Raw genomic sequence first — 18,083 nt, 5'->3', positions numbered from 1 at the left:
CAATTCATCGGTTGCTAACGACCGCCAAACTTTGTGTCGCGAAAAAGAGTTGACAAACCACGGGGTTGCGAGCGCCAGTACTGTGGTGCTGCGTCAACGCTGGCACCCAGTTCAGCCGCAGCATGCCAGGGCCAACGAGGGTCATAAAGCATGCCGCGAGCCAGACCCACCATGTCAGCCTCGCCATCTGCAATGATTTGCTCGGCCTCTTTCGGGTCAGTGATCAAACCAACTGCAATGGTTGGCAGACCGGTGCCTTGCTTGATCTGTGTTGCAAACGGGACTTGAAACTTTGGTCCGACGGGGATTTGTTGTGCAGCGGCGACCCCGCCAGTCGAGACGTGTATAAAGTCGCATCCCAGCGCTTTTAATTTGTTGCCGAAATCAATGTTGGCTTGCATCGGTTGACCATCGTCTACCCAGTCTGTCCCCGAAATGCGAATGCCGAGTGTGGTTTGGGGTACTGCCTTTCTCACGGCCTCAAACACTTCCAGAGGATAACGCATGCGGTTTTCGGCTGAGCCGCCATATTCGTCGGTTCGCTTGTTTGAGACTGGCGATAAAAACTGATGCAACAAGTAGCCGTGCGCGCCGTGCAGTTCAATTCCGTCGAAACCCAATCTCACTGAGCGTAGCGCAGCGTCCACAAACGCTTGTTTGACACGGGCCAATGCGGCTGCGTCCATGGCCAACGGGTCTGACTCGCTTGAGCCGTGTGCGACCGCTGACGGGCCTTCGACCTGCCAGCCGCCGTCCTTGATTGCAATCAGCTGCCCGCCCTCCCATGGGCGGGCGCTCGAGGCTTTACGGCCAGCGTGTGCTAATTGGATCATGACTGGCATCGAGGAGTATTTGCGAATCGCGGCCATGACGGGTTTGAGCGCTGCCTCGTTTTCGTCTGACCAGAGCCCCAGACAGCCATGGGTAATCCGGCCGATGGGTTCAACGGCAGTCGCTTCAATAATTAACAGACCAGCCCCTGACAGTGCCATTTGACCCAGATGAATCATGTGCCAATCGGTTGCATTGCCGTTGTTAGCCGAGTACTGGCACATCGGTGCGATGACAATACGATTGTCCAATGTCACTTGACCAAGCTTGATGGGCGAAAATAATTTACTCATCTGGATATCCTCGAGGCTAAGAAAGTAGTGCTCGCCATGCTAATGGCTGAACCTCTGATTCGCAAGGTGGAATGTTGAGGCGGCAGTCTGACTTGACCCGGGTAAACTAGCGACTATGACAGTCTTATATTTTTATTAGGGTTTTCCATGATCAAAATCAGGCGTTCGCAAGACAGGGGCTATGCCGACCATGGCTGGTTGAAATCGTTTCACAGCTTCTCTTTCGCCGGCTATCACGATCCAGCGTTTATGGGCTGGGGCAATCTTCGCGTCATTAATGAAGATCGCATCGCGCCTGGCACTGGTTTTGGTACGCATGGTCATCGCGACATGGAAATCATCAGCTATGTGCTTGAAGGCAATCTGGCGCACCAGGACAGTATGGGCAACGTCAAGGGCATCCCGCCGGGCGATGTGCAGCGCATGAGTGCTGGACGCGGGGTGCAACACAGCGAGTTCAACCACGCAGAGGGGCTATCGACCCATTTTTTGCAAATATGGATCGAACCGAATGTCAGAAGTATTGAGCCCGGCTACGAGCAAAAAACGGTTGCAGCGGCAGACAAGCGCGGCAAACTCTGTCTGATCGCTTCACCTGAGGGATCGAAAAATTCAGTCACTATCCACGCCGATGCGTCAATTTACGCCGGCTTGTTCGATGGGCAAGAACAAGCCACACTGCCAATTGCGGCTGGACGTCTTGCCTATGTTCATCTGATTAAGGGCGACTTGTCGGTGAACGGGATTGCCTTGACAGGCGGTGACGCTACCTTGATTGAACACGAAAGCGATTTAAGCCTCGATTCGGGCCGCGACGCCGAGGTGCTGGTGTTTGATCTGGCTCAATAATATTGCAAACAAAACAATCGATAAGATGACGATCTATGAAAAAAATACGACTGGGCTGTATTGCTGATGATTTCACTGGCGCCACTGATTTAGCAAATAATTTAGTGCGTTCAGGTATGCGGGTTGTTCAGACAATAGGCGTGCCAACCGAGGATTTGCAGCTTGATGCCGATGCTGTGGTGGTCTCTCTCAAATCACGCACGATTGCTCCTCAGGATGCCGTCGCTCAGTCGCTCGCAGCACTGGCCTGGTTACAAACACAAGGTGCGGAACAGTTTTATTTCAAGTATTGCTCAACGTTTGATTCGACACCCCAGGGCAATATCGGGCCAGTGGCAGAAGCCCTGATGGGGGCGTTGCAAACAGATTTCACAATTGCCACGCCTGCGTTTCCCGATGCGGGACGGACAGTGTTTAAGGGACATCTGTTCGTGGGCGACGTGTTACTTAACGAAAGTGGCATGCAAGATCATCCCTTGACTCCCATGACTGATCCTAATCTTGTTCGCGTCCTGCAAGCACAGGTCTCGTGTCAGGTTGGGTTGATTGATTACAAATGTGTCGCTCAAGGCAAAGCGGCGATTCAAGCTCGCATTGCTCAACTCACCGATCAAGGCGTAAAAATTGCGGTGGTTGACGCAGTGAGCAACGACGACTTGTATCGACTGGGGCCTGCTTTGGCGCAAATGCCGCTCTTAACAGCTGGTTCAGGCGTCGCGATCGCCCTCGGTACAAACTTTGATATTGCGCCTAACGATCAGGCTGGCACATTACCAAAGGCGACAGGATTCAAGGCCGTCGTCTCGGGTAGTTGCTCTCGTGCCACTAACGCACAAGTGGCAGAATTCATTACGAAAGGGGGGCAGTGCTTTATGGTGAATCCGCTAGCACTTGATGCGGCGGAAACCGTGATCAACGAGGCGTTGGCCTGGGCTGAACAACGGCTTGGCGAGCAACCGATTCTGATTTATTCGACTGCGCAACCTGATGACTTGAAAACTGTTCAGCAGAAATTAGGGGTCGAGCAAGCTGGTGCCTTGGTTGAGCAAACGCTTGCAAGCATTGCGGTTGGACTATGCCGTCTGGGTGTTAAACAATTAGTCGTCGCGGGGGGCGAGACTTCAGGTGCGGTCGTGCAAGCGCTACAAATCGATCAACTGCAGATTGGTTCGCAAATAGATCCGGGGGTGCCGTGGTGTGGAGCTTACTCGCGAGCCATTGATGCTGTGATGCATATCACGCTTAAATCAGGCAACTTTGGCTCTGTTGATTTTTTCACTCAATCTTTTGAGCGCCTTGCGTAATGTCAAATACCAGCGGTCAAGGCCTGATTACTCTCAAGGACCATGCTCACGAATTATGCCGGGTCGGACGTAGTTTGTTCGACCGAGGCTATGTACACGGAACGACAGGCAATATTAGTGTGCGCTTGCCTGAGTCAGCCGGTGGCGGTTTTCTGATTACACCGACTGACGCCTGTCTTGGTTTTTTAGAGCCAGAGCGTTTGGCTCAAGTTGCTCAATCAGGACAACAAGTCGCAGGCGAGCGTGCGAGTAAAACCCTAGTTTTGCATCAGCGAATCTATACCTCGGCCTCTTGGGCTCATTGCGTGATCCACACCCACTCATCCTGGCTAGTGGATCTAACGTTGCGTGGGGTTTGGTCATCTGACGACATTGTTCCCCCGATCACGCCTTACTACGTCATGAAAGTGGGGCACGCGCCGTTGATTCCTTACTGCCGCCCGGGTGATCCCGTCGTTGCGGATCGTGTGCAACAGTTGATTGAGAATCACCAGCAACGAGGCCTGATTTTGAGGGCTGTCATGTGTGAGCGGCTCGGTCCGCAGGTATGGGGTGAGACACCCGCAACAGCCATGGCAACGCTGGAAGAGCTAGAAGAGACAGCAAAACTTTGGCTCAGAGGTGAATGTCGCGCCAAGCCCTTGACGTCGGTGGAGATTGACGTCTTATGCCGTCAATTCAATCTCAACTGGTGAAAGTCAACCTGATCAGCTAACGTTTTGGCAAAAAGAGCAAACCACACCATGAAGCAACTTGAGCAGCGTTTGATAAGTCTTGAGGGCAAAGGCTTGGGATCGGCGCCTGCAGGCTGCCGGTACGCAGACGTGGCTGGCTTGGGCTGGAATCTGCTCAACGAGGATGTCAGTCTGCCCGTTGCTGTCTTGAGTCAAAGTCGCCTCCAGCACAATTTGCGCTGGATGCAAACCTTCATCGGGCGTTACGGTGTGCAGCTTGCCCCGCATGGCAAGACGACTATGAGCCCGTCCTTGTTTCACTTGCAGCTTGATCACGGAGCCTGGGGCATCACGCTAGCAACCGCATCGCAAGTGCAGGCAGCGTGGCGCAATGGAATTAAACGAATTCTGATGGCCAATCAACTGGTTGGTCAGGGCAATATGGCCCTCATTGCTGATATCAAGGATGATGAATTCAGTTTTTGTTGCATTGTTGACTCTGCTGAGAATGTCGATGCGCTAGGGCGTTATTTCCTGAGTCGAGGTCAGGCGATTCGCGTGTTGCTTGAGTATGGTGTTGCGGGTGGTCGCACGGGTATCCGTCATCAAGAGCAAGAAGACGCGATACTCGAGGCAGTAAAACGTTGGCCACAATCGGTCAAGCTGATTGGGATTGAACTATACGAAGGTGTTTTAAAACAAGATGCTGACGTTCGCAGCTTCTTGCGTCACGTACTCAATCGCACTCGCGTCCTGGTGAAGCAATCTGTGTTCGTCGAGCCTGAAGTGATCTTGTCGGGTGCCGGATCTGCTTGGTACGACGTGGTGGCCGAAGAGTTCTCGAATCAAGAGGTCGGCCAGCCTCTGCAAGTCATTTTGAGGCCAGGATGCTACTTGACTCACGATGTCGGGATTTACCGCGAGGCAGAGCAACGCATTCACGCCACTAACGTAATAGCACGAGAGATGGGGCAAAGCTTGTTGCCTGCCTTGCAATTGTGGGCCTACGTGCAGTCGCGTCCCGAGCCTGATCTTGCCATCATGGCGTTAGGTAAGCGCGATGCTGCTTTTGACGCGGGGTATCCCGTGCCCGCGCTTCACTTCCGGCCAGGCGGCTCAGCCAAGCCTTGTATCCTCGCAAATGACGTGAAAATTACCGCGATGATGGATCAGCATGCGTTTATGCAGGTCCCAGCGGATAGCGATTTGAAGGTGGGTGACATGATTGCCTTCGACGTGTCCCATCCTTGTCTAACGTTTGATAAATGGCGGCAACTGCTGCTTATCGATGATCAGTATCAGGTGGTGGGGGCGATCGAAACGCTCTTTTAAATCGCTTAAATTGACTAATGGTGAATTAGATTTGATGAGAATAAGATAATCAAAATGAATGACATTAAACGTTACGGGATTGAAGGCGGCTCAGGTAGTGGTGGGCAGAACTTGCCCTTTGCCCGCGCGGTTGAGGCGGATGGGTGGTTGCATGTTTCAGGGCAAGTGCCAATGGTCAACGGCGAGGTGATCGAGGGCGGCATCGTTGCCCAGGCACATCAGGCGATTAAAAACCTCATCGCTATTCTGCAAGAAGCAGGCTACGGCACCGAGCACGTTGTGCGCTGTGGGGTCTGGTTGGATGATCCGCGTGACTTCATGTCGTTTAATCGTATCTTCAAAACGTATTTCGGCGAACATCCACCAGCCAGAGCGTGTGTGGTGTCTAGCATGGTTGTTGATTGCCGAGTTGAGATCGATTGCATCGCCTATAAAAAGCCGGTTTAAAAAACCATTAAAAAGCAGTTTAGAAAAGGATTTTCAGATGAAAGTACTGATTACTGGCGGTGCAGGTTTTTTGGGTAGTTTGCTTGCTCGTGAGTTATTGAAGACGGGTAGCTTGCAAGGGCAAGCCATTGAATTGATTATGCTGGCTGATTTGATTGCCCCTTCACATCCCGACTTAGTGAAGTCGCCCATTGTGACGAGCGATGTGGGGTCGTTGCTCGAGAGGATCCCGTCTGTGCTCAAAACTGATTTCGATGCAGTCTTTCATTTCGCTTCAGCAGTATCGGGCGAGTGTGAGGCCGATTTCGAGCTGGGTTTGCGATCCAATCTCGATTCGACTCGTCAATTGCTCGACGGTCTGCGCGCGCAACAGTCTAGAACCGGCGTTGCACCGTTGTTTTTCTTTTCAAGTTCAGTCGCGGTCTTTGGTTCAGATCCGCTCCTGCCGTTGCCCGAAGTCGTCACTGACACCACCTTACCTACCCCTCAGTCGAGTTACGGGATTCAGAAGTTTATTTGCGAGCAGTTGGTCGCGGATTACACCCGTAAGGGTTATGTTGATGGCCGTGTAGCACGGTTGATGACCGTGTCAGTACGACCCGGTCGGCCTAATGGTGCGGCGTCGAGCTTCTTGTCAGGGATTGTGCGTGAACCCTTAGCGGGCGTCGAGACGGTTTGCCCGGTCGACTTAAGTACAGCGGTTGCGTTGGCGTCACCACAAAATACGGTGAAAGGCATTTTGGCAGTCATGAATGCTTCTCGCGATCAATTTGCGGGTCGCACGGCGATTAATTTACCTGCGTTGACTGTGACGGTTGGGCAAATGCTGGATGCACTTGAAACGGTTGCTGGCAAAGAGGTGCGCGCGCTGGTCACGATGGAATCCAATCCGGCGATTGCAAAAATCGTCGGTGGCTGGCCAGCTCGGTTCGAATGCCAGCGCACTCGGGATTTTGGTCTGACGGGTGATGCCTCTTACGAGGATATCATCCGCCAGCATATGCAACTTAGTTCATAGCCAGACGACGCTTAAACCACCAGCGGGGTTTGTGAGCCGTCCATCGTGATGATGGTACCCGTGACGTAACTGGCGCGATCCGAGGCCAGATAGACCACCGTGTCAGCGACTTCTTCGGGTGTTGCCAACCGACCTAAAGGTACTTTTTTGGTTGCGTCTTTTAAGGCCTGCTCTTCAGAGACATTGTCGTTGGCTGCCGCGACTTTGATCCCTTCTTTCAAACGCTCGGTCAAGGTCGATGCGGGGTTGACAGCATTAACACGGATACCCATTGGGGCATAGGCCGCTGCGAGTCCAGCAGTAGCGAGCATCAGGGCCGCGTTGGCACTGCCACCAGAGATATGAACCGTTGAAGCGACTTTGCCGCCGGCACCGATCACATTGACAACAACCCCCGAGCGACGCTCGCCCATTCGTTTGATGACGGGATCCATGACATTAATGTAGGTGAAGAATTTTGCGTCCATGGCATCGCGCCAGCGGGCAGGGCTTAGTTCGGGTGCGATGACACGTTTTGCGGCCCCAGCAGAGTTGACCAGCACATCAATTGAGCCCATCGCGGCTTCAGCGGCATCAATGGCCGTCAAGGCAGAGTCCGCGTTCACAAGGTCGGCAGAAAATACAGCGATCCGGTTTGCCCAAGACGGCATTTCGTTGCTGAGTGTCTGTTTGGCCAGATCCAGGTTGGCTTGATCTCTTGATACCAGACTTACCTTTGCGCCTTCTTGCAAAAAGACGCGTGCGCAAGCAAGGCCTATTCCTTTGCTACCGCCGGTAATCAAAACATGCTTGTCGTTAAGGTGTAAATCCATGTCAGTTCTCTCCTTCGTCGTGGTTAGTCAATGCCCCTATCACGCCATTGGCGAGCAGAGTGTTAATGTCGGCCTCGCTGTAGCCGATTCCTTTCAAAAGATCTCGCGTGTCTGCACCCAGGCTAGGCGGAGGACAGCGCACCCCCAGACGTTCTCCGTTCAGTGCTAGAGGCAGCAGCGCCACACGGGTTTCGATTGCTTTACCTGCCCCCGTGTTGTCAGCTGCAATAGTCACAGGAGCTAAGCCTCCCGTGGCCAAAAGATGCGGATCCTCAAACAGGTCGTGAGGTCGGGTAATCGGCGCATACGGTAAGCCGGCTTGCTCGAATCGCTGGCTCAACTCAGCTGCGCTAAGCCCAGCAAAGCGTTCGCGCAAAATTGGAATAAGCCATTCGCGTGCCCGTACCCGATCGTTGTTACTGAGCAAGCGAGCATCATCGCGCAAGTCGTCAAAGCCAAACTCTTTGCACAGGATTGCCCATTGCGTATCACTGACAGCCGATAAGAAAATCTGCTCACCATTTTTCACCGTGAAAACGTCATACACGCCCCAAGCGCTAATGCGATCGGGCATGGGGTTCGCGGCTTTACCGGTTACTGCAAACTGCATCATGTGTTGTGCAACGAGAAAAACGTTGTTTTCGAACAAAGCGCTGGCCACTTCTTGCCCTTTACCCGTGCGTGCCCGCTGCTGCAAAGAGGCGAGTACGCCGATCGCCCCGAACATGCCACCCATGATGTCATTGACGCTGCTGCCTGCACGCAGCGGACGGCCTGCAGGACCTGTCATGTAGGCGAGTCCGCCCATCATTTGTACGACTTCGTCGAGTGCAGTTCGGTGATCGTAAGGGCCAGGCAAAAAGCCTTTGTGCGATACATAAATGAGCTGTTCATTCAGTTTCGATAGAGAGTCATAGCTAAATCCGAGCTTATCCATGGTGCCGCTCTTGAAGTTCTCGCTAAAGACGTCGGCATCTGCGATCAGCTTTAACACGATCTCTTTACCCTGAGGGGTTTTAACGTCCACCGCAATGCTCTTTTTATTGCGATTGAACATTGGAAAAAAACCTGCACCTGAACCTAGCAGCTTGCGCGTATTGTCTCCGGTCAGTGGCTCGACCTTGATGACCTCAGCACCCAGATCCGCCAAAATCATGCCGCACGTGGGGCCCATGACCATGTGGGTGAATTCAACCACTCGAATGCCGTCAAGGGGTAGGGGAGCTTGTTGCGTCATCGCGATATTGTCTAAGTCTTGTTCTCTTTGGATCGATCAACAGAATGTATGATGTTCTGCATAATGGTTATAACACCGCGGCTTAGCTCTCAAGAGGCTCGCCGTCTGCGATGTTTGGTCGCAAACCTTCAATCGGGAGCCACGCATGCCCAGCAGTATTTCAGTCCACGTCGTTGATTTTCATGATTCAGTGCAGCAACACGCGCTGATCGATTTGCTGGATATGTATGCAAGAGACCCCATGGGCGGTGGCGAGGCCTTAGCTGAGGGTGTGAAGCAGCGCTTGTGTTCTGACTTGGCAGGGACCCCTAGTGCAGTCAGTTTCATGGCTTACGTGGATGGCCAGCCAGTGGGCTTGCTCAACGCCATGATGGGTTACTCGACGTTCAAAGCTAAACCCTTGATGAATGTGCATGATATTGCCGTGATGCCGGCTTTCCGTGCCCAGGGTATCGGTCAAGCTTTGCTGGCCGCCGCCGCAGCGCATGCTTTGCACAAAGGTTGCTGCAAATTGACGCTTGAGGTTCTCAGCGGTAATCACACGGCGATGCGATCCTACGAGCGCTTTGGTTTTCAGCAATACGCGCTGCTGCCCGAAAACGGGCAGGCGCTTTTTATGCAGAAATGGTTGTGAGCGAATCGTTAAGCAGCAACGACTAGAACGCAACCGCCGCACCATTTGATCGTGGATCGTAGCCACCTTCCATCACCCCATTAGGATGACGGATCAGCATGCCAGCGTGTCCGACGGCCTCGTCCCAGGCGCCGATGGTTTCAACGTCGTGCCCCAGCGCACGCAAAGCGTTGATCGTCTCAGGGGCAAAGCGGCTTTCAAGTTTGAGTGAGTCGCTCGAATTACCCCAGGTCCGTCCTAATAGCCAACGAGGCCTTTCGATCGCCTGTTGCGGATGATCGCCGAAAGTGACGTTGCGCTGAAAAATAGTTGCCTGAGTTTGTGGCTGCCCGTCTCCACCCATGGTGCCGTAAACCATCAAACCCCCGTCGGCGCGCCAGGCCATGGCAGGATTCAAAGTGTGAAATGGCTTTTTGCTAGGCTCGAGCGTGTTGATATGAGTCGGATTCAGTGAGAAACTACATCCACGGTTTTGCCAGTTGACCCCACTTCCGGGCAAGACAATCCCAGACCCGAATTCATGATAAATGCTCTGGATGAACGAGGCTGCGATACCGTTTTTATCGATAACGCCCATCCAGATAGTGTCGCCAGGTGAGCTCTTTTTGCCCCAGGACGCTGCGCGAGACATGTCTAAACGTGTGGCCAGTTCGTCAAGGAAGTCGTCGCTGAGCAACGACGAGGGATCAAGCGTCATGAACGCTGGATCAGTGAGATGCTTATCCCGGACGCCGAAAGCGAGTTTGGTTGCTTCGACTTGCGCATGAACAAACGCAGCACCTTCTGGGTCAAGATCCCATCCCTTGACGCGATCCATGAGACCAAGAATCATCAAAGAGACTAAGCCCTGCGATGGTGGTGTCATGTTGAATGCTTTGGTATTGCCGGCTTGATTAGCCAGTTGCAAACTCAGCGGCGCCACCATCTGAGCCTGATGGCTATGCAAATCTGCCAAGGTAATTGGGCTACCCGCCTGACCAAGCTCGTCTGCCAGCATGGTCGCTAGCGGCCCCCGGTAGAAAGTTTCAGTGCCCTGCGCTGCGATTTTAGATAGTGTGTCAGCGAGACGATATTGCTTGAATAGCGAACCCTGTAGCGGGACTTCACCACCGGGTAAGAAACTTTCAGTGAAGCCTTGCTGAGGCTCAAGTTCAGCGCGCTTGGCTTGGGTGCAGAGGTGTTGGCTCGCTGTGACTGGGATGCCATGGTTGGCAAGAAAGATGGCATCGGCTAACAAACGACTGAGTGGGAGTTTGCCATCCATACTGTTCTTGGATAGCTCGTAGGCTGCACCCCAGCCTGATAGGGTGCCGGCGACGGTGTTCGCTGCAACGCCTCCTCTGAAAGGAATCGTTCCGGTTATCCCCTGTTTCGCATACCAGTCCCGCGTGGCTGTTTTAGCACTGCGCCCGCTTGCGTCTATGCCGGCTGGTCGATTGTTGGGTCCGTTAATGACCCAAAACCCGTCGCCGCCGATTGAGTTCATATGCGGATAGACCACCGCAATCGTTGCTGCCGCAGCGATCATGGCCTCCAGCGCATTACCGCCTTCCCGCAGCACAGCAACAGCCGATTCTGCTGCGAGTGAATGGGGGGCGACTGCAATCCCGCGAAGTCCATATACTGATTGCGCCACAGTGAGCTCCTGTCTGTTTCAATGAGATTTTTAAGGGTTTAATGAGTTTCTGGTCTCTATTTTCTCACTCATTTTGTGAGAACTGACTAAAACGGTATGATGGTTGATCCGTCAGCGCTAATTTGTGCGGTGTTGACCACAAAAATGAGCAACAACATGAATACTAAGGATCAAGATACCGGGCGTCCCATCTCAATTGTGATTCGGGATCGACTCGAGCAGGCACGCAGGCGTTTTCACGCTAATGACAATATTGCCGAGTTCATCGAGCCTGGGGAGCTTGGTCTCTTGCTTGACGAAGTTGAGGCAAAAATGCAAGGCGTGCTTGAAAGCCTTGTGATCGATACTGACCACGATCACAACACCAATGATACCGCTCGCCGCGTGGCGAAGATGTATCTGCAAGAAGTGTTTGGCGGCCGTTATGTGCCTCAGCCGGCAATCACTGAATTCCCCAATGCAGAGCATTTGAACGAGCTGATGATTGTTGGCCCCATCACGGTGCGTAGCGCCTGTAGCCATCACTTTTGCCCGGTGATCGGCAAGGTCTGGATTGGCGTGCTACCTAATGAGCACACCAATGTCATTGGCCTGTCTAAATATGCACGCTTGACCGAATGGATTATGAGCCGGCCGCAAATTCAGGAAGAAGCCGTCGTTCAACTCGCCAACCTGATCCAGGAGAAAACTCAACCGGACGGCTTGGCGGTTGTCATGAACGCGACCCACTATTGCATGTCCTGGCGAGGCGTAAAGGATATGGGCACCCGTATGATCAACTCGGTTATGCGAGGTGCGTTCTTGAAAGATGCAAATTTGCGTCGTGAGTTTCTTGCTCTGATTCACCGAGAGGATTAATCATGCTGGTACGTCTTTTATATGTCAGTCGAGCACTCGATCCAGATTCGTTAATCGACGTGCAAACCATTATGGATTCTGCACGAGAGCACAACGTGTCGAACGGGATCACGGGCATTCTTTGTTATGGTGGCGGCATTTACCTGCAAGCACTTGAGGGGGGGCGCCGACAAGTCAATGAACTCTATAGTCACATCGTCAAAGATAAGCGCCATACTGAGGTGGTTCTGCTTCATTATGAAGAAATCACTGAGCGGCGTTTTGGTAGCTGGACGATGGGGCAGGTTAACTTGAGCAAGCTGAATACCTCAGTGATCTTGAAGTATTCTGAAAAACCAGAGCTCGATCCCTACTCAGTGTCCGGCGGGATGGCGATTGCTCTGCTTGAAGAACTGATGCGGACCGCCTTTATTATTGGTCGTGCCTAACCAGTCAGATTCAATACCAGTTTTCTTGTTGTTGGGTAAATTTTAAATACTGACATAAAGTTTAAAGGCCATGAAAGATCATTCACTTGCTGTCCGCTTATTGTTAAACATCGGTCACGCTATCGATCACATGTTTTTACTGATTTTTGCTGCCTCAGTTGGTGTGATTGCCCAGGACTTCGGCATTGCTAACTGGGAAGACCTCATGCCTTACGGGGCAGGGGCGTTTCTCCTGTTTGGCATCGGCTCTATTCCAGCTGGTCGCCTTGGCGATCTCTGGGGCCGTCGCCAAATGATGGTGGTGTTTTTCATCGGAATGGGTGTGTCTGCCCTAATCGTTGCGGCTGTGCCCAACGCATGGGCTATGGGTGCTGCTCTTGCCTTGATGGGGGCGTTTGCATCGATTTATCACCCGGTTGGTGTGCCAATGCTGGTCCAGTCGGCGGCTAAACCGGGTGCCGTGATTGGCATCAATGGTCTGGCGGGTAATCTCGGCGTGGCCCTTGCTGCCATGTTGACCGGCTTTCTTGTGAAATGGTTGGGTTGGCGTGCGGCCTTCGCTGTCCCCGCATGCTTGTCATTGATATGCGGCGTTTTGTTTCTTCGGTTTTGTCCACACGAAATCGCTTCACCCGCCAAGCGCAAAAGTGCTGTGAGTGTCAAATTACCGGCGAATATGCTCGCCCGTGTCTTGCTTGTTGTCACGACCGCAGCAGTCGCAGGCAGCATCTTGTTTAACTTCACCACTAACGGCAATAGTCAGTTGATGATTGAACGCTTCAAAGGGGTGATCGATGATCCTGCAACGCTGGGTGTTCTGCTGGCTGCGATCTATGTCATCGCTTCTTTGACTCAGGTCGTGGTGGGGCGTTTAGTTGATCGGTTTCCGGTGAAACCCATCTTCTTAGGCATCGTCTTGTGCCAAATCCCTTTTGTCGCGTTTGCCGCACAAGCTCAGGGCTGGTGGATGTTCGTCGCAATGCTCGGGGTGATGGTATTTACCTTTGGGGCTGTACCCTTCACTGATGTGTTGATTGTTCGGTATGTTGATGACCGTGTTCGTTCGCGCGTGGCGGGAATCAGACTGGCTGTTTCATTGGGCATTAGCTCGGCTGCAGTTTGGCTGCTTGGCCCAGTTGTTAAACAAATGGGTTTCAGTGCGTTGTTCACGATCATGACCGTTGTGGCTGTGTTAACTGCATTAGTGGTATTGATGTTGCCTAGTGAACCGAAGGCTCAAAACGCATGAGGTGTCTATCATGAACAAAGCAGTCAGGCTACAGCCCTTTGAGGCTATCGAATTACTGGGTAAAAGCAGTCTCTGGGAGTGCGTAGCCGAGCGGGGCGGTGTGCTTCGTCGCACAGTCATGTTTGCTGATTTCTCAGATGCGTTTGCCTTCATGACTCGTGTCGCCCTGCTGGCAGAACGACGCAACCATCACCCGGAGTGGTTTAACTTGTTCAATCGGGTTGACATTACCTTGACGACTCACGAAGCGGGTGGCATTTCGGCGCGAGATATTGAGATGGCGCACGCCATCGATGAATTAGTGCCAGGTTAGAAGTCGAAGCCAAGCTGATTCGAGTTTTTTACGACTTTCTGACGAGTTCTTTTACCGACTGTTTGGCCTGGGCTAGAAGTCGGTATTTTGCGTGAACCATGTCTTTCGACAATATCTGCCTTGCCTGCTTTGACAGATTTTTTTGCCCGTAAAGCAAACAGCTTGGCCTTGGCCTCACGAGTTGCATTGTCCAGATCGACAATGGGGACAGGGATGTCTTGGCCGACAAACACCCCACAGTTTTTTTGAACAACCGCCGGCATGCGCCAGGGTTCAAACAGCCAACTGCCGGGCACGTCGCGCATATAGGGTAGCCATTGCCTGACAAATTGCCCGTCAGGATCGTGGTCTCTGGCCTGCTTGACTGGGTTGTAGACGCGCGGCGTGTTGATGCCAGTTGTCCCAGACTGCATTTGCATTTGGCTCCAGTGAATACCGGGTTCGTAATCCAGAAATTGCCTTGCCAGCCACTCACCCACAGGGCGCCAGTGCAAGAACAAAGGATACGCGGCAGTTGAAACCAGCATGGCTCGCATCCTGAAATTCAGCCAACCCGTCTGGTTCAGCATGGTCACACAAGCATCGACCAAGGGCCAACCGGTTCGGGCATTAATCAGCGCATCGAAGTGCGCTTGATTGAAATCTTTTTCACGAAAACCGTTATAGCCACGATGCATATTCTGATGCTCGATTGCAGGTTCGCTTTCGAGTTTCTGGATGAAGTGGCAATGCCAGTAAAGCCTGCTCACGAAGGCATTCAAACCCAGTCGCTGTCTTGTCTCATGAAGCGGCAATTGCAACAATTTGAGTTGAGTTGCCTTGACAACTTCGCGTAGACTGATACACCCAAAGGCCAAGTAAGCCGAGATCCTGGAACAAGCAGTGGGGGCAGACAAAGGGGATGAAATGCCGCCGCGGTATTTCTGGCTCCGCGCGTTGATAAAGCTGTTGAGCACCGCGAGACCCTCGCTGCGACCGCCTTGTTGGCGTCTGGGAGCCTGGTGCTGGTCGATGACCATAGTATCGACGAGCGGCACCTGTGGCGGTGACACGTTTAGTTTGACGTTGATGAGGCTTGGTGCCGGTAGGCAGGGTTGCGAGGTATGTAAATCCCAGGCATCTTTCCAGTCGTTACGATTTTTGAGTTTACGCACAACACCGAATTGCCTGAACTCGTGCCACTTAAGCTTTTGTGCTTTACACCAGGCAGCAACCTTTTTATCTCGCTGAAAGGTATACGCATTGCCCGTTTCTTCATGCGAATACAGACCTTCGAACGGTGCTTGCTTGTATATCTGATCCAGTATTTCGCAGGTATCGCCCGTCAGGATATAGAGCGTGCTGCCAAGTGCCCTAAGACTCGCGTGCAGTTCTCGTAAGCTCTCGATCAAAAAGCCGTATTGCATGGCTGAATAATCGGGTTGTGCCCAGAGCTCTGGTTCGATGATGTACAGGCAGGCGACGGGTCCTTTGGCTGCTGCTGCATGCAGCGGCGCGTGGTCATGCAGGCGTAAATCGCGCTTGAACCAGACGAGTTGGTAAGACATATCGTATGCAACGTGGGTCGACAGGTAATCGTAACCTGATCGACGAGTTCTGTCGTGGGGCTTTGTATATGAGCGTATAAGTATTGTCGGATTAGAATGTTGATTAGTTCGGGGGCGATTTTTGCAGACGCCCGCTTTATCGTATTGAAAATATTAGATATTTTAGTTTTGTGCTTCGATTTGGTCCTTCTAAGGTTTAAGTGAGTCATCATTCGTCGATCTGGGTTCCCCTATTGCTCTCGTTGAAGGTGTCGCTTTGGGCGACTGTCATCAACGCCGTATTGGGTGTGGCTGCCGCTTACTTGTTGTCAAGGTGGCGCTCGCCTTTTGCCAACGTCGTAGACTCGATCTTGACCTTACCTTTAGTTCTGCCGCCGACTGTCATGGGCTATTACTTATTGGTCTTGCTAGGGAGGCGGGGGGTGTTCGGAGCCTGGCTAGATCAGCTAGGGATTAACCTTGTCTTCACTTGGCAAGGGGCGGTCATTGCAGCAAGTGTGGTGTCTTTCCCGCTCGTTTTACGGTCTGCACGAGCCGCACTTGAAGGGGTTAATCCTTTGCTCGAGAATGCCGGTCGGGTTCTGGGGCTTTCAGAGATCGCGGTATTTTTTAGGGTGTCTTTGCCTTTGGCTTCGCGAGGCATCATTGCGGGGATATTGCTGGCTTTCGCTCGAGCGCTGGGTGAGTTTGGCGCAACCCTGATGATTGCTGGTAATTTACCGGGGCGCACGCAGACTTTATCCGTTGCAATATACGAAGCCGTGCAGGCAGGCGACGATGAGGCTGCTTTGTTGCTGGTTCTAGTGACCTCGCTAACTTGCGTGCTCATTTTGATGATTGCAGGCCGCTTGGCACCTCGTTACGCGAGACAAAGGGTGCGTCAATGAGTTTGATCGACGTATCTGTGCGTAAAACGCTAGCCAGTGATAGCGGCGAATTTGAGCTCAATGTGACGTTTCAGTCAGATAGTCGACGCATCGTATTGTTGGGTCCTTCGGGGGCTGGTAAGAGTTTGACTTTGAGAATCATTGCTGGTTTGATCAGACCTGACGATGGGCGGATTGCTGTCAACGGCAGGGTGTATTTTGATAAAAAATATCAAGTTCAGCTCCCTGCGCGTAAGCGAAAGACGGGATTTCTTTTTCAAGATTACGCCTTGTTTCCTCATCTCACGGTTAGACAAAACATTGCTTTTGGTTTGCACCAGGGGTGGATGAATCCCGGCAAGCAAGAGTCGGCACCTGAAGTGGTCGACTGGATCAAAACTTTTGAGCTTGAGGCAGTAGCACTAAACTATCCGCATCAGATTTCGGGCGGACAAAAGCAAAGGGTAGCCTTAGCACGCGCATTGGTGGCTAATCCGCACATCTTATTGCTCGATGAGCCGTTTGCTGCCTTGGATCAAGATCTCAGAGGGCGTATGCGAGAAGAGGTGAGTTTGCTACAAAAGAAACTCAATATTCCGATGATCACAATCACTCACGATGAGCAAGACGCGCAAGTCTTGGGTGACCATGTGATCAGGTTGGCAAGCGGACGAGTTCAGACTTAGGTCACGCCCACAGCGTCGCTCGTGTCCGTAAAGCTTCGAGAACAATAGCCTGCAGGCCCTGACCATTCTCCTGCTCAATATGCTGACTCAGTGCCTTACGCATGCGCGGATCCCAGAATTTTTTAATGTGATCGGCGATACCATCTAGCGCCTCGTCATGATCGGGCATGGCCTTGAAGAAATCGCCGATCTGATTGGCCATCGATACGAGGTTGTTGCTGTTCATTTGGATAATCCTTCAATGCGTTCTGCATGGCTGTATATGGTCCAACGATCTGGCTTAGCAAAGCCGATCAAACACAAATTGTGGGTTCGCGCGAGATCAATCGCCATTTGAGTGGGAGCCGAGATGGCGATGAGGGTACCAAATCCAGCCATCACGGTTTTCTGAACCATCTCCATACTCGCGCGACTGGTGACGACCAGCATGCCTTGCTGCCAGTCCGATCGCTTGCTACGTAATCCAGCGCCAATCAATTTGTCTAAGGCGTTATGGCGACCGACATCTTCACGGATCAGTTGTATGACGCCCTGCGTGTCGAACCAGGCAGCAGCGTGCGTGGCGCCAGTGACCTGCTGTAGTGTTTGATGGCCGCGAAGTTGCGATAGTGCTTGAGTGATGGACGCGGCTGGAATGCTGGATTCCTTAGACCCCAACTCAGGCAAGGCACGGACAACCTGGCTCAAGCTCTCAGTCCCGCATAGTCCACAACCGGTTCTACCAGTCATGTTGCGTCGCTTTTCTTTGAGTTGGGCAAAGCAACGCGCAGCAATATCTATTTGTACCGTGATTCCGTCGCAACCCTCAATAATCTCTGAACCATAAAAATGACTCGAGTGCTCAACGATACCCTCCGTCATGGCAAACCCAAGCGCAAAGTCTTCGAGATCAGCTGGTGTCGCCAGCATCACCGCATGCGAGATGCCGTTGAAGGCTAGGGCGATCGGCTTTTCATCGGCTACCCAATCCGAGGCCGCCGCTGTTGAATGATCTTGACCCACTACCACGACGTTAACTTGACTTGCGCCAAGTGTCGACCATTGTGTGGGATTTTCAGGCTTCATGTGG

The 18,083-nt window shown here is 52.5% G+C and carries 20 protein-coding genes; 13 read left to right on the top strand and 7 right to left on the bottom strand.

What is annotated here, in order from left to right; translation table 11 throughout:
• Positions 1 to 14: 14 nt before the first annotated feature.
• Complete coding sequence (locus BCM14_RS03980) at positions 15 to 1,124, bottom strand: NADH:flavin oxidoreductase/NADH oxidase (protein WP_106226675.1); 1,110 nt, start codon at positions 1,122 to 1,124, stop codon at positions 15 to 17.
• Between the two features lie 147 nt (positions 1,125 to 1,271).
• Between BCM14_RS03980 and BCM14_RS03975 the strand changes: the two genes are divergently transcribed.
• From BCM14_RS03975 to denD, 6 genes are read left to right on the top strand one after another with little or no spacing between them, the layout of a single operon-like run.
• On the top strand, positions 1,272 to 1,973 hold the full coding sequence (locus tag BCM14_RS03975) for a pirin family protein (RefSeq protein WP_106226674.1): 702 nt from the start codon (positions 1,272 to 1,274) through the stop codon (positions 1,971 to 1,973).
• Between the two features lie 35 nt (positions 1,974 to 2,008).
• The gene (otnK, locus tag BCM14_RS03970) at positions 2,009 to 3,277 is read left to right on the top strand and encodes a 3-oxo-tetronate kinase (RefSeq protein ID WP_106226673.1); all 1,269 of its coding nucleotides are present in this window, start codon (positions 2,009 to 2,011) and stop codon (positions 3,275 to 3,277) included.
• Entirely contained in the window at positions 3,277 to 3,972 is a 696-nt protein-coding gene (locus BCM14_RS03965; RefSeq protein ID WP_106226672.1) for a class II aldolase/adducin family protein, read from the top strand. Before otnK ends, BCM14_RS03965 begins: the two co-directional genes overlap by 1 nt.
• Before the next feature lie 48 nt (positions 3,973 to 4,020).
• Positions 4,021 to 5,283 carry an amino acid deaminase gene (locus tag BCM14_RS03960; protein WP_106226671.1) on the top strand — a complete coding sequence of 421 codons (1,263 nt, stop codon included), beginning with the start codon at positions 4,021 to 4,023 and terminating at the stop codon, positions 5,281 to 5,283.
• Between the two features lie 54 nt (positions 5,284 to 5,337).
• Complete coding sequence (locus BCM14_RS03955) at positions 5,338 to 5,730, top strand: RidA family protein (RefSeq protein WP_106226670.1); 393 nt, start codon at positions 5,338 to 5,340, stop codon at positions 5,728 to 5,730.
• Positions 5,731 to 5,767: 37 nt separating this feature from the next.
• Positions 5,768 to 6,748, top strand: coding sequence for a D-erythronate dehydrogenase (denD, locus tag BCM14_RS03950; protein WP_106226669.1), 981 nt, complete (start codon positions 5,768 to 5,770; stop codon positions 6,746 to 6,748).
• Positions 6,749 to 6,759: 11 nt separating this feature from the next.
• Here denD and BCM14_RS03945 read toward each other — a convergent pair whose 3' ends face one another.
• Positions 6,760 to 7,560 (bottom strand): SDR family oxidoreductase, encoded by an 801-nt coding sequence (locus BCM14_RS03945; RefSeq protein ID WP_106226668.1) that lies wholly within the window; start codon positions 7,558 to 7,560, stop codon positions 6,760 to 6,762.
• Position 7,561: 1 nt separating this feature from the next.
• Entirely contained in the window at positions 7,562 to 8,797 is a 1,236-nt protein-coding gene (locus BCM14_RS03940; protein WP_106226667.1) for a CaiB/BaiF CoA transferase family protein, read from the bottom strand.
• 145 nt (positions 8,798 to 8,942) lie between these two features.
• On the opposite strand from BCM14_RS03940, the gene BCM14_RS03935 reads away from it, so the two are divergent.
• Complete coding sequence (locus tag BCM14_RS03935) at positions 8,943 to 9,431, top strand: GNAT family N-acetyltransferase (protein ID WP_106226666.1); 489 nt, start codon at positions 8,943 to 8,945, stop codon at positions 9,429 to 9,431.
• Between the two features lie 22 nt (positions 9,432 to 9,453).
• Here the strand turns inward: BCM14_RS03935 and BCM14_RS03930 are convergent, their stop codons facing one another.
• Positions 9,454 to 11,067, bottom strand: coding sequence for a gamma-glutamyltransferase family protein (locus tag BCM14_RS03930; RefSeq protein ID WP_106226665.1), 1,614 nt, complete (start codon positions 11,065 to 11,067; stop codon positions 9,454 to 9,456).
• 156 nt (positions 11,068 to 11,223) lie between these two features.
• Here BCM14_RS03930 and folE point away from each other — a divergent pair, with 156 nt between their 5' ends.
• The 4 genes from folE (at position 11,224) to BCM14_RS03910 (ending at position 13,915) form a co-directional block, all read left to right on the top strand.
• Positions 11,224 to 11,925 (top strand): GTP cyclohydrolase I, encoded by a 702-nt coding sequence (folE, locus tag BCM14_RS03925; protein WP_106227033.1) that lies wholly within the window; start codon positions 11,224 to 11,226, stop codon positions 11,923 to 11,925.
• Between the two features lie 2 nt (positions 11,926 to 11,927).
• Positions 11,928 to 12,353 (top strand): BLUF domain-containing protein, encoded by a 426-nt coding sequence (locus BCM14_RS03920; RefSeq protein WP_106226664.1) that lies wholly within the window; start codon positions 11,928 to 11,930, stop codon positions 12,351 to 12,353.
• Between the two features lie 70 nt (positions 12,354 to 12,423).
• Positions 12,424 to 13,602 (top strand): MFS transporter, encoded by a 1,179-nt coding sequence (locus BCM14_RS03915; protein ID WP_106226663.1) that lies wholly within the window; start codon positions 12,424 to 12,426, stop codon positions 13,600 to 13,602.
• A 10-nt stretch (positions 13,603 to 13,612) separates the two neighbouring features.
• On the top strand, positions 13,613 to 13,915 hold the full coding sequence (locus BCM14_RS03910) for a 4a-hydroxytetrahydrobiopterin dehydratase (protein ID WP_106226662.1): 303 nt from the start codon (positions 13,613 to 13,615) through the stop codon (positions 13,913 to 13,915).
• Here BCM14_RS03910 and BCM14_RS03905 read toward each other — a convergent pair.
• The gene (locus tag BCM14_RS03905; protein WP_106226661.1) at positions 13,912 to 15,462 is read right to left on the bottom strand and encodes an FAD-binding domain-containing protein; all 1,551 of its coding nucleotides are present in this window, start codon (positions 15,460 to 15,462) and stop codon (positions 13,912 to 13,914) included. The two genes, BCM14_RS03910 and BCM14_RS03905, sit on opposite strands and share 4 nt — an antisense overlap.
• A 200-nt stretch (positions 15,463 to 15,662) precedes the next feature.
• On the opposite strand from BCM14_RS03905, the gene modB reads away from it, so the two are divergent.
• Positions 15,663 to 16,349, top strand: a complete 687-nt coding sequence (modB, locus tag BCM14_RS03900; RefSeq protein WP_106226660.1) for a molybdate ABC transporter permease subunit — start codon at positions 15,663 to 15,665, stop codon at positions 16,347 to 16,349.
• Positions 16,346 to 17,014 carry a sulfate/molybdate ABC transporter ATP-binding protein gene (locus BCM14_RS03895; RefSeq protein WP_106226659.1) on the top strand — a complete coding sequence of 223 codons (669 nt, stop codon included), beginning with the start codon at positions 16,346 to 16,348 and terminating at the stop codon, positions 17,012 to 17,014. Before modB ends, BCM14_RS03895 begins: the two co-directional genes overlap by 4 nt.
• A gap of 1 nt (position 17,015) precedes the next feature.
• On the opposite strand, the gene BCM14_RS03890 is transcribed toward BCM14_RS03895, so the two are convergent.
• Both BCM14_RS03890 and fdhD read right to left on the bottom strand, forming a co-directional pair.
• Positions 17,016 to 17,240, bottom strand: coding sequence for a formate dehydrogenase subunit delta (locus BCM14_RS03890; RefSeq protein WP_106226658.1), 225 nt, complete (start codon positions 17,238 to 17,240; stop codon positions 17,016 to 17,018).
• A complete protein-coding gene (gene fdhD / locus BCM14_RS03885; protein ID WP_106226657.1) occupies positions 17,237 to 18,079 on the bottom strand; it encodes a formate dehydrogenase accessory sulfurtransferase FdhD in 843 nt (280 codons plus the stop codon). Before fdhD ends, BCM14_RS03890 begins: the two co-directional genes overlap by 4 nt.
• Positions 18,080 to 18,083: the final 4 nt, after the last annotated feature.

The sequence above is a fragment of the Jezberella montanilacus genome (assembly GCF_003003055.1).
GTDB lineage: Bacteria > Pseudomonadota > Gammaproteobacteria > Burkholderiales > Burkholderiaceae_B > Zwartia > Zwartia montanilacus.
The sequence above is the reverse complement of the archived record's forward strand: the minus strand, read 5'-3'. Positions and strand labels throughout refer to the sequence as shown.

Coding starts and splice junctions, on each gene's coding strand:
- BCM14_RS03980 (WP_106226675.1), bottom strand. CDS start 1,124: ATGAGTAAATTATTTTCGCCCATCAAGCTTGGTCAAGTGACATTGGAC.
- BCM14_RS03975 (WP_106226674.1), top strand. CDS start 1,272: ATGATCAAAATCAGGCGTTCGCAAGACAGGGGCTATGCCGACCATGGC.
- otnK (WP_106226673.1), top strand. CDS start 2,009: ATGAAAAAAATACGACTGGGCTGTATTGCTGATGATTTCACTGGCGCC.
- BCM14_RS03965 (WP_106226672.1), top strand. CDS start 3,277: ATGTCAAATACCAGCGGTCAAGGCCTGATTACTCTCAAGGACCATGCT.
- BCM14_RS03960 (WP_106226671.1), top strand. CDS start 4,021: ATGAAGCAACTTGAGCAGCGTTTGATAAGTCTTGAGGGCAAAGGCTTG.
- BCM14_RS03955 (WP_106226670.1), top strand. CDS start 5,338: ATGAATGACATTAAACGTTACGGGATTGAAGGCGGCTCAGGTAGTGGT.
- denD (WP_106226669.1), top strand. CDS start 5,768: ATGAAAGTACTGATTACTGGCGGTGCAGGTTTTTTGGGTAGTTTGCTT.
- BCM14_RS03945 (WP_106226668.1), bottom strand. CDS start 7,560: ATGGATTTACACCTTAACGACAAGCATGTTTTGATTACCGGCGGTAGC.
- BCM14_RS03940 (WP_106226667.1), bottom strand. CDS start 8,797: ATGACGCAACAAGCTCCCCTACCCCTTGACGGCATTCGAGTGGTTGAA.
- BCM14_RS03935 (WP_106226666.1), top strand. CDS start 8,943: ATGCCCAGCAGTATTTCAGTCCACGTCGTTGATTTTCATGATTCAGTG.
- folE (WP_106227033.1), top strand. CDS start 11,224: ATGAATACTAAGGATCAAGATACCGGGCGTCCCATCTCAATTGTGATT.
- BCM14_RS03920 (WP_106226664.1), top strand. CDS start 11,928: ATGCTGGTACGTCTTTTATATGTCAGTCGAGCACTCGATCCAGATTCG.
- BCM14_RS03915 (WP_106226663.1), top strand. CDS start 12,424: ATGAAAGATCATTCACTTGCTGTCCGCTTATTGTTAAACATCGGTCAC.
- BCM14_RS03910 (WP_106226662.1), top strand. CDS start 13,613: ATGAACAAAGCAGTCAGGCTACAGCCCTTTGAGGCTATCGAATTACTG.
- BCM14_RS03905 (WP_106226661.1), bottom strand. CDS start 15,462: ATGTCTTACCAACTCGTCTGGTTCAAGCGCGATTTACGCCTGCATGAC.
- BCM14_RS03895 (WP_106226659.1), top strand. CDS start 16,346: ATGAGTTTGATCGACGTATCTGTGCGTAAAACGCTAGCCAGTGATAGC.
- BCM14_RS03890 (WP_106226658.1), bottom strand. CDS start 17,240: ATGAACAGCAACAACCTCGTATCGATGGCCAATCAGATCGGCGATTTC.
- fdhD (WP_106226657.1), bottom strand. CDS start 18,079: ATGAAGCCTGAAAATCCCACACAATGGTCGACACTTGGCGCAAGTCAA.